This is a genomic window from Actinomadura sp. CNU-125 (genome assembly GCF_001942465.1).
In the GTDB taxonomy this organism is placed as follows: Bacteria; Actinomycetota; Actinomycetes; order Streptosporangiales; family Streptosporangiaceae; genus Spirillospora.
Genome location: NZ_MKJY01000570.1, coordinates 84,182 through 95,313 on the forward strand (window position 1 = coordinate 84,182; position 11,132 = coordinate 95,313).

The following is an 11,132-nucleotide window of genomic DNA, read 5'->3' on the forward strand; positions in this document are numbered from 1 at the left end:
GCGTTCTCTTCCTCGGGCATCGGGTCGAGCTGGGTGGGCCTGCGGTCAGTCTCGGTGAAGCGGATGGTCCAGGCGTCCACGAAGGCCCTCCCGGTCACGAGCATTTTTGTTAGTACAAGAATACCCGTCGGGTACGACATCGAGCCAGCAGAACCAAGGTATTTTTGTGAGGACAGAAACGAGGTCGTGGCGAAGGAGGGCCCTATGATCCTGTCCGTACAGAAACCTGCAGGCAGAGGAGACAACGTGGGGCGCCCACGCACCGGCCAGACGCCCGTGCAGTACATCCGCATCCCGCAGGACGACTGGGACGACCTCCGTGCGGTCGCCGGCCGGAACGCGCACGGTCTGGTCCGGCAGTTCATCCGCTGGTACCTGCGGCGGCCGGGCGCGAAGCTGCCCGAACGCCCTGCTCGCGAGTCCATCGAAGAACGCGTGGCTGCCAGGGAGCAGGAAGAGCGGAAGTAGTTCACGCCGCCTCCGTGCGGACGCCAGCGGGCTTCGCCTTGGGGTCGTCGATGCGGTCGTCGTCCCACGCCATCGGCGGTGCCCACCCGAACCGGCGTGCGGCGAGCCGGGCGCGGTCTGCGGCTTTCCCCTCGGGCCGCACCTTCCAGAGTTCGTCGTAGAGAGCGCGCACTTTACGGGCGACGCCAGCCGAGACCCGGCCAGTGCGACGGATCCGGCCGAGGTGGTCCGGGCGTACACCGAGCCGCGCCGCGAGGTCGGCTTGCGGGTGGCCGAGGCATCCGAGGGCTTGGAGACGGCGGACGGTGCCTGCCGAGTCGATGCTGGCAACGTCGCTGACGAGCTCGGGAGACGCATGAACGGCGAGGATCCGCAGGGCGGTGTCCTTGCGGATCTTCTTCGGCGGGGGCCCTCCCGAGTCGCCGTACAACAGCCGTTCCATCGTGTAGTAGGAAACGTCGGCTTCTTTGGCCGCGCGGCGAAATGGGACGCCCTGCGCCATCAGCACGCGGACGTGGGCGCGCACCGTGTCGGCAGGAATCCAGGGGTCCCAGCGACCGTAGGCGATCATGCGGTTGCGGTGGCGCTGCTCGTCTCGGTGCGCCGTTGTGCAGGGCGTGCAGCGGCAGCCGTCGTTGTAGCGGGCGTTCGTTCCATGGGCGGTCATCAGGTGCCTGCCTTCACCGGTTCGTTCGTGGCCAGGTAGGTGTGGGCTGTCTGGATCGCGGCCCTCCGCTCCCCCGCCCGCAGTTCGGTGCTGGTCTCTTCGGCGTCCGCGGCCCGCTCGAGCAGTTCCGCCGCACGACGGTGCGTCGCGAGATCGGGGCAGCCGGGGCCGTGCGTGATCCGAATGAGCGTCGCGGTCGCGCGCAGCAGGTTCGGGAGGGATTCCTCGGCGAAGGTCACCGGCGCCTCCCCACGTGGCCGACGTGGTAGCCGCCATCGCAGTGGCTGCAGCGATACACGTTCAGGCGGGAGCGGCGGGCACCTTCCTGCACCATCCTTCGCAGCGCGGCCTCTGCCGACTTCTTGTCGGCGTGGCGGACCTTCCCGACGCACATGCGGTTCTTCGTGCGAGTCACGACGTCCCCGCCTCGTAGATGTGCTCGTCGAGTTGCTCGTCGGTGGCGTTGTCGAAGGCGTCGCCCCAATCCACGAAGGTGCTGTTCGCGCGGGCTTCTGCGAACAGTTGCCAGCAGCGCAAGCACATCTCCGCGGGGACTCGCCCCCACTCCTTCTTCGCGGGGAACACGGGGCGGGGCTGCTTGCACCTGCCGCAGGTGCCGTTCTTCGGGTTCGGGGCGGTCATGCTGCTGTCTCCAAGTCGTCGAGGGTGAGGTCGAGCTGTACGGGCGCGTCGAGGGTTGAGAGGACGCGGGTGCGCCAGGCGAGGGCGTACCGCATGCAGTTCGCGCAGTTCTTGTGGCCCACACAGCCGGGCAGGGGCGGGTTGCGGCGGCCTGGTACGACCAGGCCATGGAGTCTGCGGTGGTGAGCCACCGCCCGTACCGGGCGAGGCCGCCGGTCTTCACACCGAAGCCGTGCAGCGGGAGGTCGAGCTGGGCGAGCTCGCGGAAGATGAGCGCGATCTCGCTCGTGTTCTGGCGGCGGCAGACGGAGCCGACACCGACGACCGGGTAGTTCTCCGCGAGGCGGACGCCGGCGGACTCGTACAGGTCGACGCACCGCAGGTAGTCGTCGAGGGTCCAGCCCTGGATCACGGGCATGATCGGGCAGTCGCCCGCGCCGCGCTCCGGCCAGAGGGCTTCCAGCTCAAGGAAGTTGGAGACGGTGCGTTCCTGGTGTTCCCGGACCGTCAGGCCCGTCCGGTCGAGCATGACGGGCTCGACCATCCAGTCCTGCGGTGCAGCCCACGCGATGTCGCCGATCTCGTCGTCGTAGCGGAGCAGCGCTTCCACGTATTCGCCGGGGGTGGTGACCCACCGGCCGTTCATCGACAGTTCGGTGAAGCCGCCCGAGTCGACGGCGTAGTGCCGCCACTCCGGGCGGGGCAGCTTCTTCATCGGGGCCAGGACACGGTGGGAGATGAACAGCGACACCTCGTGCGGCGCGTCGACCAGCCATCGCGGTCGGTGCGTGCCGAGGTAGAAGTTCATGGCCTGGTCGTCGCAGATCAGCGTCCGCGGTGGAGTGGCGGTCATGACGACCCCGCAATCGCGGCCTCGGCGCACGCCTTGTGCGAGGGTCTGCCCGTGTCGTCAAGCAGGGACGCGAGTCCGCCGCAGTGTCGGCATGGCAGCCGACGGCCACCGTTCCAGTGGGAGCGGTCGCTCCAGTCCAAAATGGGCGCTGGGCGGGCTACGGCCGCCGAGTGCGGAGATTCAGGGGCAGTCGCCTCCTCGGGCTCGGCGCATTCGATGAGGTGGCTCTTGCGGTGGGTAGTCGGACGCACCTCCGGCTGCCAATCCGACGAGCGGCCGGTGGCTCCCTCGAACAATGCACGCGACTTGGGTGAGACGAGCAGCGTGTACTGGTCGAACCAGTTGACCGGCACGATGCCGCGCTCGGGCGCCATCTCAGCGACGTCGTCCAGCGTCATGCCACCCCAAGGCTCGTGCTTGACGTGCGAGCGACCACACGGACGGCCCTTGGTGATCGGGCAGGTCGGGAAGTCGGGCAAGGCGCAGCGGGCCATGCGGATCTCTCGAAGTCCAAGCGCCGTGACACCGCGTGCGGGCGGCAGGGCCTCCCACAGTTGCTTGTTCATGCCGACGGACGGCACTCGCCAGAACCAGTTGGGCTTGTCCTCCGGGTAGTCGCGGTCGCTGATCCATGTGGAGGTGAGCAGCCCCGCCTCAACAGCCTTGGCTGTCCGGGTGATGGCGTGGTACTTGCTGAGCGCCGACCGCTGGACCTCGACCGCCACGCCGTGCGTGCCGCGCAACACGATGTCGGGGCGGACACCAGTTCCCAGCGAGACTTCGGTCTCGACGGAAAACCCAGCAGCCTCGCCGGCGCGGACGACGTACTCGACCTGCCGCTTGTGCTCATCACTCATCAACGAGGGGCTGTGGTTGGAGCAGGCGGTCCCGTCGAAGTGGCTGGCGAACATTGCGCCGCGGACCTCACGGAGGTAGACCGCCTGAGGTCGGCCGGTCGCCTCACAGAACAGCACGGGGTCGGTTGCGCTCATCCCACTGCCGTGGAGTTCGGCGATGATTTCCTGGCCGCGCTTGTCGGGCTCAAAGAGGCTGAACTTGGTCTCTTCGCCGTCCTTGCGGTAGACGAGTTCGCCGTTCATGCGGCGTCACCTGCCGACGCGCCATCCGACGGGAGAGTGGAGATGTTCCACCAGCAGCGCCACATGTGGCCGCACTCGGTGCACGCGTAGTCGCCGACGAGGTCCGCGCCTTCGATGCGGGTGCCGGTCGGGGCGTGGGGGCCTTCCAGGCACGCGGGGCAGTTATCCGTGTAGACGGGTTCGCAGTAGCTCATTGCTGGTCTCCGGGGGGGGAAGCCCGTTAGGACACAGGCCGCAGGTGGCCCTTGGCTGCGGGGCTCGACGGAGTCGGCTCCACGGCCATGTCGACAAAGCGCGAGTAGTGGCCCTGGAACGCGACCGTCACGGTCGCCGTGGGGCCGTGACGGTGCTTGTCGACGATGAAGTCGGCCTCGCCCGAGCGCGGCGACTCCTTCTCGTAGGCGTCGTCGCGGTGCAGAAGGATCACTGCGTCCGCGTCGGCTTCGATCGCGCCGGAGTCCTTCAAGTCGCTCGACATCGGCCGGCGGTCCTGGCGGCCCATGACCTCGCGGTTGAGTTGGGCCAGCACGATGATGGGGACGCCGACCTCGCGGGCGATCTGCTTCAGGCCGCGGGTCAGTTCGGCGACGGCCTGCTGCCGGTTCTCCGTGCGGCCCGATGTGGTGAGGATGCCGAGGTAGTCGACGATCGCGATGCGGACGCCGGTGGTGCGTTTCATGTGGCGGAGCCGCGCGCGGATGCGTGCGAGCCCGGCGCCGGGTGTGTCGTCGATCGTGATGGCGGACTGCTGGATCTTCTCCATGGCGGTGGCCATGCGTGCCCAGTCGTCCTCTTTGAGGAGTGCCCGGTTCTGGTGTGGTGCAGGATCGCGTGGAGTGGGACGCGGCCCTCGGCGGAGATCATCCGCTTCATGAGTTCGCTGCCGGACATCTCCAGCGTCGCGTAGTAGACGGGCTCTTGCCGTTTGATGCCGACGTGCCGGGCGACGTCCATCCCGAACGTGGACTTGCCGATGCCGGGGCGGGCACCGACCACGATGAGGTGCCCGGGGCGGATCGACATGAGGGAGTCGAGGTCGATGAACCCGGTGGGGACACGGTCAGCGTCGGTGCCCTGCTCGATCTCGTCGATGACCGAATGCACCAGCTCCGAAGCTTGGACAGTGCCCGAGCCGGAGTCGGTGTCGGACAGTTCGTCCAGCCACGACTGCAGGAGTTCCGCGTCGTCCTCCGGCGGGCGTTCACCCCGTTCTGCCGGCCTGCTGGACGCGGACACCGAACTGCCACAGCCGCGCCTTCCACGCTCGCGCTTTCACGTCCGCGATGTAGTAGCCGACCTGTGAGGGGAGGGCGGCTTCCTCGACGAGGGCGTACAGGAGCGGGCCGTCGAGGCGGCCGACCAGGTGGCCGCCTTTCTGGAGTTCGGACAGGACGATCGGCGGGGACACCTGGCTGCCCTTGCCGACCAGGTCCAGGACGGTGCCGTAGATCGTCTGGTGGTTCGGGTCGCGCAGGTCCGTGGCGTGGATCTGTTCCACGACCGTGACGGCGAGGTCGGTCGTGGACATCGCGGCGCCGATCAGGGCCCGCTCGGACGCGTACTTCGCGTCGCTGGTGGTCATGACGCCCTCCGGTCCGGGCCGCCGAACTCGACGCGCGTGTACCCGTCGCCGAGGCGGGATCCGATCCGGTCGCCCAGGATCTTCACCAGGTCCGGGTAGTTCGACGTGACCACGACCGGGAGTTCGTTCGCCCACCGGTGGTCGACGACCGAGTACAGGTGTTCGGCTCCCCATTCCTTGAGGCGCCATGCCCCGAGGTCGTCGAGGGCGAGGAACTCGCACTCCCGCATCCTGCGGAGGCGCTCATCGTCGACGGGCGGGCGGATCACCTCCGCGAAGCCGGTGGCGGTGACGATCTCCCACCGGCCGCGCCACCCGTTGTGCAGGAGCGTTTCGACGCACTTCCACAGGCTCCAGGACTTGCCCGTCCCGGTGGGGCCCTCCAGAGCGAGGGCGCGGTTCTCGCCGCGGACCATGCCTTCGAGCCATGCGTGGACGCGGTTGTCGAGCCATCCGCGTTTGGCGAACGCGGCCGGGCGCCGGTCGTAGAACCGGGCGAGGCGGGCCTGCTGGTCCTCTCGGAGGAACTCTTCGTATTCGTCGCCGGTCATCGGCGGTCCTTCCAGAGGTCGTTGACGTTGTCGAGGGGCCCGAACCCGAAGGGGCCGTCAGTGCCGGTCTGCTGTCTCCGGCTGAGTTCGAGTTCGTCTGTCCAGTGCTCGCCGTTCAGCCAGGTGGCCGGGTCCTTGATGAACCGCTGCTCGCGGCCCTCGGACTTCACGACCTCGCGGTAACGCTCGGAGCCCGCGATGATCACGAACGGGGCGGCCTTCTTCACGGCCTTCGCCCACGCCTTACGCGCGGCGGCCTTCCCGGTCTTCTTCGGCCACCCGGACCAGAACTTCACCCAGTCGGGGTCGTCGTCGCTGCCGGGGTCCGGCGCTTTGGGGGGTGCTGGGTCCGGCATGCCGGGGAGCAGGCCGGTCGTGTCGGCAGGTCCCGCTGCGGGGTCTTCGTCGCCCTTCGCTGGCTGCTCTTGGGGTGCTGAACCGTTGTTGGAAGGGATTCGGGAACCCTTCGCGGAACCCTTACCCAAGGCATTCCGCCTCGGAAGGGTTCGGCTTGGGGGCCGAGGAACCCTTCGGTGGGGTTCCCCGCTCCACGCCGAGCCGAGCCTCGATGTCCGTGATGAAAGCGCGCAGGACCTGCCTGGCCTCAGAGGAGTTGCTCTCCGCGACGGGAAGCCGGTGGAGTTCGGCGAGGAGCTCCGCGAGGATCTTCGGCGACTCGACCAGAGTTGCGGCTTCCCGAGCGGACTTCAGCAGGTTGGGGCTCTTCCAGACGCGGTCGCGGCGGATGAAGGAGCGGAGGAGTACCTCTTCGGTGTCCTCGTCGACCACGATCAGCGGGCGCTTGCCCTCCTCTTCGGCCTCTCCCGTGGGGCCGGTCTTCGCGAGCCCTTCCAGGTCTTCCTGAACCTGGGCGGCCGTGAGGTCGACGGCTGAGCGGGCCCAGCGGCGCATCCGCAGCGAGATCACACCGCAGAAGCTGAGGTCCGGCTGACTGAGCAGGAACAAGTACATGCGCTGCTCACGTGCGGACCTCTCGAGGAACGTCTTGTCCCTCCAGATCGAGGCGAAGATCCGTGCCTCTTTACGGCCAGCCATCAGGTGATGCACTCCCCTGTTCGTTCTCGGATGCGACTAGAGACTACTTGCTGCACCTCATGATGTCACCTCATGATCTAACATCATGTTTTAGGATCATGTCCACGGGTCTTGATGCAGGCCCATGAGGTGACCCGACTAAGTACCTGTGCGACGATGGGGGCGTGACCCCCGAGGAAGAGGCAACGATGCAGGCCGACCTGAGGAAGGCCGCACGCTCGAACAAGCGCGCCGAGGCCACCGCCGAGCGGACCCGTCTGGAGCTCCGCCGGCTCATCCTCGAAGCCTCCGAGCAGGGGATGAAGCCCACAAAAATCGTGGAAGCGATCGACCGGCGCTACACCGACTCGCATGTGTCGCGCATGATCCACGGCAAGGCTTGACCTCATGCCGCCGCCTCCGCCTGGGAGGCGCCCGCCCGCTGCTCGCGGTCCTTGCGCTGCTGGTACTCCTCCGACACGCACACCTTGCAGCGCGCGTACAGCCCGTCCCGACGTGACCGGTCCTTGTGGAAGTCACGGCGGCCCGGACCTGCTGGCAGGTCCCGCACCACTTCTCCCCCGCGGCGAGGATAAGTTGCCCGAACGGCAGTTGGTCCTGCCCGTGCGTCCACGACACGAGCTCCGCGACCGGGACGTCATCGGGGACGAGCGCGGCCAGAGCGATCACCAGGCTGGCGATCTGGTCGGTGTCGCCGCTGAACAGGACGGGCGCGAGGGCGGCGTGGGTGCCGGGGACGTCGCGGTCGTGGACGTTCACCACCATCTCGAGGGCGGTGGGGAGCATCTCCTCGACCAGGTCCGAGGCGGGGTCGCTCATGCCGCGTCCGCCGTCTGGTCGACTCGGTTGGATGCGCGGCGGCGTAGCCAACGGCGGCGCGCGTCGGCGCGTTCCTCTTCGCCGAGCGCGCCCCACACGCCGTGGCGTTCGTTCTGGGTGAAGGCCCATTCGAGGCATGCTTCGCGGACGGGGCACCAGCTGCAGATTTCCTTCGCGACGCTCTCGCGGCGGAGCATGTCGACCCGTCGTTCGCCGGGCGGCCCGAACCACAGGATTAGGTCGTCGCCCTGGCAGGCGCCCTTTTCCTGCCAGGTGAAGTCCGGCCGGATGAACCCGGCGCGGCGCGGGCCGCGTTTTTCCGGCCCGGTCTCCTCCTCGGGTAGGTCGTCGGAGTGGAGACCGAGGACGTCGAGGGCGGCTTGGGTCCACGCGGCGTCCCGTGCGTGGTCGGGATGGGTGCACGTCGTGATGCCCGCGTCCCGGTCGAGTTCGCAGGGGTGCTGCGCTACGGCCACGTCGGCGACGCCGATGGCTGCTTCGCGGTTGATGGCGGCCTCGACCTCGGGGTCCATCGCGGGCATTGAGAGGTAGGCGTCGTCGATGATCTGCCCGCCGATCGGCTTCGCCTGGACGCGGGCGGCCTGCTCAACCTGGTGTGAGAGCGCCATCAAGCACCGACCTTCCTGGTCCGGCTCACGACGCGTGCCCAGTCATCGGTGCCGGTCTGCTCGAGCGTGAGCGGCGCGGGGCGGCCCGCAGAGCCTTGTACATTGCGGCCACCAGTTCGTCGAGGCAGGTGTCGTCGATCTCGATGCAGGTGCGGTGTCCGTCCGCCTCGTCGGCCGCGACGAGACGGAGACCGCCCCGGGCGGGGACGACCTCGAGGGTGTCGCCGGCCATGTCGGTGTACAGGTACGTCATGACGCCTTCGCCTCCTCGGCCTCGAGGACGGCGTAGAACTCCGACGTCTTGATCCGCTCCCACACCTCGGGGGCGATGTGCGTGGCGTCGCCGGAGTCGAGTTCAGCGCCCCAAGTCACGTAGATGGCGTCACCGTGGGGGGCGATGCCGCACTGCATGAACGTGTGGCCGGTGAACGCGACCTCGGGCATGCCGCCGGGCATGTTCTTGCGGGGGTCCGGACGGCGGAGGGCGTCCAGACGCTTGCCGATCTCCTTGCCCGTGGTGGTGCGGCGGGCCGGGGTGATGGTGCCCTTGAGGTCGCGGTTGCGGCGCCAGCCTGCCGGGGGTTCCCCGTTGTGGGTGACACCGATGACCCGGGTTTCGCCCTGTACGACGGGGTTGCTGTCGGGGAAGCCGAGGTCGGTGAGGGTGGCGTCGACGCGGTCGCGCCAGGCGACCTGTGCTTCGGCCGCGCCGGTGTTTCGCCAGTGTTCGAGGACGTCCGGATGCGTGCTTCGGTAGACGATCTTCACGAGGCGCGCTCCTCGATCGTCTCGATGAGGAACCGCACCGGCTTGCCGTGCGCCCGCGCGTATGCGATCTCGCTGCGGGTCGACTCGCCGTAGTAGCCGGAGGCGTCCGAGACCACCAGGACCTCATCGGCGAGGTCAATCTTCCGCTTGTGGAGTTCGTCGAGCGCGACCTTCTCGGTCGAGTCGTGGGCGACGCCCTCGCCGTGGCCGTGCTCCGCCTTCGCGTGCGGGTAGAAGCCGACCGACAGGACGATCTGGCCTTGCATGGTCAGGTCGTAGTTGGCCTTCTGGAACTCGTCGTAGAAGCGGGTGGATCCGCACAGGACCGTGATGGTGGGGCGGCGCCCCGGGAAGTCCCGGACGAGGTCGTGGTGCTCGCTGCAGTCGGTGGTGAAGTGGGGGTAGCTCATGAGGGGTTCTCCTCGGTCTGGAGTACGGCGGACGTGAACTCGCGGCATCCGCATCTGGTGGCGTTCGGGCCGGTCGAGACGGAGCAGGCGGTGCGGCGCCCCGTGGCGGTGAGGTTGTGGAGCACGTCGAGGTGCTCGCAGGTGCACACCACGCCGGGGCCGGGCCGGGCAGGCGGGACACGCTCGGGGGCCCGTGCCCCCTCCTGCCCGGCGTTGGTGGCCTCGCCCGCCGGGGGCATGACACCCGGGAGGCGAGGCTGCTTACGGTGGCGGGTCATCGGCGGTCACCCGCCGGCTGCGTGGCGGCGGCACCGTTCGCGCCCCGCTCGAGGTGTTCGGCGACATCGCCGCGGGAGTGGCCCTCCTCGAGCATCACCGCGGCCGTGTGCATCACGCCGTAGCAGGTGACGATGATGGCTTGGAGGCGGCGGACCTCGCGCTCGAGCTGCTCGGTGTCACTCATTCGTCGGCTCCGGCTCCGGTTCGGGCTCGGGTTCCGTGGTCGACGGCGTCTCCGACGGGGCCGTCGAAGTGGTGCTCGCGGGCGTCGGGGACGGCGCCACCGGCGTCGAGGTGCTGGGCGTCGGAGACGGGGCCGGGGCCGTCTTCGACGGCGACGGGGTGGGCGTCGGCGAGGGCGAAGGCGTACGCCGCGGCGTGGGCTCCGGGGACGGGTCCGTGTCGACCGGTCGGGCGGCCGGTGCCGACGACCGCGGCCGGGTGACCGTCGGGGCGGGCTCGGCGGGTTCGCTCGACTCGGTGGGGGTGGGTACGGACGCGAGCGGGGTGTGCGGCGGCCTCGCGAGCTCGTACGCCACGGCGAACGCGACGAGCGCGGCGCAGAGGACCGCGGTCATTCCCGCGGTGGGGCCCGCCCACGAACGGCGGTGCGGGCTCTCGCGGCGGTGCGCGGGCCGGCGTGCGAGCGTGACGGGGATCGGCGGATGCCCGTCGACGGCGGTGTCGCTGATCTCCGCCCGGACCGCGGGGAAAACGTCGGTGGTCTCCGCTGCTCCGTCGAGGAAGTCGTCGTACATCACAGTGACTCGCCTGCCTCTCCGATAGAGCGGAGCTGCACCGTGGGCGCGGACGCGTCACCGGTGCGGAGACGGGCAACCTCGGCGCGTTCGGCGGCCAGGTCGTACTCGGTCTGGCGGAGTCGGGACCGCAGCTGGGCGACGCGGAGGATGTGCCCTACCGCGGCCATGTACACGACGAATGCGGCGCCGGTGATCCAGGCGGCGAGCGGGGACGTGAGGACCGTGGTGGCGGTGATGGCGAAGAACGCGGCGCCGGTGACTCCGAGGGTCGCCTGCGGGTGCCGTGCCGCAGCGTCCAAGGACCTGTTCACCGGGCGTGGGATACGGATGTTCATGCCGCGTCACCGCCGTCCCACGAGTGGACCAGCAGCCCAAGGTCGTACGCCCACGCCGGCTGCTCGTCGGTGATCTCCGTGTGGTGCGGGCGGCACAGCGGCGCCATGTTCGCCGGGTCAATGATGGAGCCGCCACGGGCGCGCGTGAGGGGCTCGTGGACGTCGTCCGCAGGACGACCGCAATCAGGGACCGCGCACGTCGGGGCGTCTCC

At 69.0% G+C, this 11,132-nt stretch carries 23 protein-coding genes; 2 read left to right on the plus strand and 21 right to left on the minus strand.

The genetic code is table 11. The features are described 5' to 3' along the window. Window positions 1-204 precede the first annotated feature (204 nt). Window positions 205-468: a hypothetical protein gene (locus BJF79_RS43675; protein WP_143220902.1), complete on the plus strand. Its 264-nt coding sequence runs from the start codon at window positions 205-207 to the stop codon at window positions 466-468. 1 nt (window position 469) lies between these two features. Here the strand turns inward: BJF79_RS43675 and BJF79_RS43680 are convergent, their stop codons facing one another. From BJF79_RS43680 to BJF79_RS43730, 11 genes are all read right to left on the minus strand, one after another. Further along, window positions 470-1,135 (minus strand): hypothetical protein, encoded by a 666-nt coding sequence (locus BJF79_RS43680; protein ID WP_075906369.1) that lies wholly within the window; start codon window positions 1,133-1,135, stop codon window positions 470-472. After that, window positions 1,135-1,374 carry a hypothetical protein gene (locus BJF79_RS43685; protein ID WP_075906371.1) on the minus strand — a complete coding sequence of 80 codons (240 nt, stop codon included), beginning with the start codon at window positions 1,372-1,374 and terminating at the stop codon, window positions 1,135-1,137. Before BJF79_RS43685 ends, BJF79_RS43680 begins: the two co-directional genes overlap by 1 nt. Then, window positions 1,371-2,630, minus strand: a complete 1,260-nt coding sequence (locus BJF79_RS64405) for a hypothetical protein (protein WP_262403457.1) — start codon at window positions 2,628-2,630, stop codon at window positions 1,371-1,373. Before BJF79_RS64405 ends, BJF79_RS43685 begins: the two co-directional genes overlap by 4 nt. Beyond that, on the minus strand, window positions 2,627-3,730 hold the full coding sequence (locus BJF79_RS43700; protein ID WP_075906375.1) for a hypothetical protein: 1,104 nt from the start codon (window positions 3,728-3,730) through the stop codon (window positions 2,627-2,629). Before BJF79_RS43700 ends, BJF79_RS64405 begins: the two co-directional genes overlap by 4 nt. Then, the gene (locus BJF79_RS54740; RefSeq protein ID WP_143220903.1) at window positions 3,727-3,924 is read right to left on the minus strand and encodes a hypothetical protein; all 198 of its coding nucleotides are present in this window, start codon (window positions 3,922-3,924) and stop codon (window positions 3,727-3,729) included. The genes BJF79_RS43700 and BJF79_RS54740 overlap by 4 nt, the downstream gene beginning before the upstream one ends. A 26-nt stretch (window positions 3,925-3,950) precedes the next feature. Further along, on the minus strand, window positions 3,951-4,505 hold the full coding sequence (locus tag BJF79_RS43705; protein ID WP_075906377.1) for a replicative DNA helicase: 555 nt from the start codon (window positions 4,503-4,505) through the stop codon (window positions 3,951-3,953). After that, a complete protein-coding gene (locus BJF79_RS43710) occupies window positions 4,406-4,966 on the minus strand; it encodes a DnaB-like helicase C-terminal domain-containing protein (protein ID WP_075906379.1) in 561 nt (186 codons plus the stop codon). Before BJF79_RS43710 ends, BJF79_RS43705 begins: the two co-directional genes overlap by 100 nt. Beyond that, window positions 4,932-5,312 (minus strand): DnaB-like helicase N-terminal domain-containing protein, encoded by a 381-nt coding sequence (locus BJF79_RS43715; RefSeq protein ID WP_075906381.1) that lies wholly within the window; start codon window positions 5,310-5,312, stop codon window positions 4,932-4,934. The genes BJF79_RS43710 and BJF79_RS43715 overlap by 35 nt, the downstream gene beginning before the upstream one ends. Continuing rightward, on the minus strand, window positions 5,309-5,863 hold the full coding sequence (locus tag BJF79_RS43720; protein WP_075906383.1) for an ATP-binding protein: 555 nt from the start codon (window positions 5,861-5,863) through the stop codon (window positions 5,309-5,311). The genes BJF79_RS43715 and BJF79_RS43720 overlap by 4 nt, the downstream gene beginning before the upstream one ends. Beyond that, window positions 5,860-6,219: a hypothetical protein gene (locus tag BJF79_RS43725; protein ID WP_143220904.1), complete on the minus strand. Its 360-nt coding sequence runs from the start codon at window positions 6,217-6,219 to the stop codon at window positions 5,860-5,862. Before BJF79_RS43725 ends, BJF79_RS43720 begins: the two co-directional genes overlap by 4 nt. A 121-nt stretch (window positions 6,220-6,340) precedes the next feature. Then, window positions 6,341-6,931 carry a hypothetical protein gene (locus tag BJF79_RS43730; protein WP_075906387.1) on the minus strand — a complete coding sequence of 197 codons (591 nt, stop codon included), beginning with the start codon at window positions 6,929-6,931 and terminating at the stop codon, window positions 6,341-6,343. Between the two features lie 152 nt (window positions 6,932-7,083). Between BJF79_RS43730 and BJF79_RS43735 the strand changes: the two genes are divergently transcribed. Continuing rightward, window positions 7,084-7,302: a hypothetical protein gene (locus BJF79_RS43735; RefSeq protein WP_075906389.1), complete on the plus strand. Its 219-nt coding sequence runs from the start codon at window positions 7,084-7,086 to the stop codon at window positions 7,300-7,302. Window positions 7,303-7,304: 2 nt separating this feature from the next. Here the strand turns inward: BJF79_RS43735 and BJF79_RS56670 are convergent, their stop codons facing one another. The 10 genes from BJF79_RS56670 to BJF79_RS64410 all read right to left on the minus strand — a co-directional run. After that, window positions 7,305-7,469 (minus strand): hypothetical protein, encoded by a 165-nt coding sequence (locus BJF79_RS56670; protein ID WP_158079475.1) that lies wholly within the window; start codon window positions 7,467-7,469, stop codon window positions 7,305-7,307. A 265-nt stretch (window positions 7,470-7,734) separates the two neighbouring features. Beyond that, entirely contained in the window at window positions 7,735-8,367 is a 633-nt protein-coding gene (locus tag BJF79_RS52305; protein ID WP_262403458.1) for a WhiB family transcriptional regulator, read from the minus strand. A gap of 25 nt (window positions 8,368-8,392) precedes the next feature. Further along, window positions 8,393-8,620: a hypothetical protein gene (locus BJF79_RS43745; protein WP_075906391.1), complete on the minus strand. Its 228-nt coding sequence runs from the start codon at window positions 8,618-8,620 to the stop codon at window positions 8,393-8,395. Next, complete coding sequence (locus BJF79_RS43750) at window positions 8,617-9,135, minus strand: hypothetical protein (RefSeq protein ID WP_075906393.1); 519 nt, start codon at window positions 9,133-9,135, stop codon at window positions 8,617-8,619. Before BJF79_RS43750 ends, BJF79_RS43745 begins: the two co-directional genes overlap by 4 nt. After that, the gene (locus BJF79_RS43755) at window positions 9,132-9,545 is read right to left on the minus strand and encodes a hypothetical protein (RefSeq protein ID WP_262403459.1); all 414 of its coding nucleotides are present in this window, start codon (window positions 9,543-9,545) and stop codon (window positions 9,132-9,134) included. The genes BJF79_RS43750 and BJF79_RS43755 overlap by 4 nt, the downstream gene beginning before the upstream one ends. Continuing rightward, complete coding sequence (locus tag BJF79_RS43760; RefSeq protein ID WP_143220905.1) at window positions 9,542-9,823, minus strand: hypothetical protein; 282 nt, start codon at window positions 9,821-9,823, stop codon at window positions 9,542-9,544. The genes BJF79_RS43755 and BJF79_RS43760 overlap by 4 nt, the downstream gene beginning before the upstream one ends. Further along, window positions 9,820-10,008, minus strand: coding sequence for a hypothetical protein (locus BJF79_RS43765; protein ID WP_075906397.1), 189 nt, complete (start codon window positions 10,006-10,008; stop codon window positions 9,820-9,822). The genes BJF79_RS43760 and BJF79_RS43765 overlap by 4 nt, the downstream gene beginning before the upstream one ends. Continuing rightward, window positions 10,001-10,582: a hypothetical protein gene (locus BJF79_RS43770; protein ID WP_075906399.1), complete on the minus strand. Its 582-nt coding sequence runs from the start codon at window positions 10,580-10,582 to the stop codon at window positions 10,001-10,003. The genes BJF79_RS43765 and BJF79_RS43770 overlap by 8 nt, the downstream gene beginning before the upstream one ends. After that, on the minus strand, window positions 10,582-10,884 hold the full coding sequence (locus BJF79_RS43775) for a hypothetical protein (RefSeq protein WP_075906401.1): 303 nt from the start codon (window positions 10,882-10,884) through the stop codon (window positions 10,582-10,584). Before BJF79_RS43775 ends, BJF79_RS43770 begins: the two co-directional genes overlap by 1 nt. A gap of 32 nt (window positions 10,885-10,916) precedes the next feature. Continuing rightward, on the minus strand, window positions 10,917-11,132 hold a 216-nt coding region (locus BJF79_RS64410; protein WP_262403460.1), incomplete at its 5' end, for a hypothetical protein.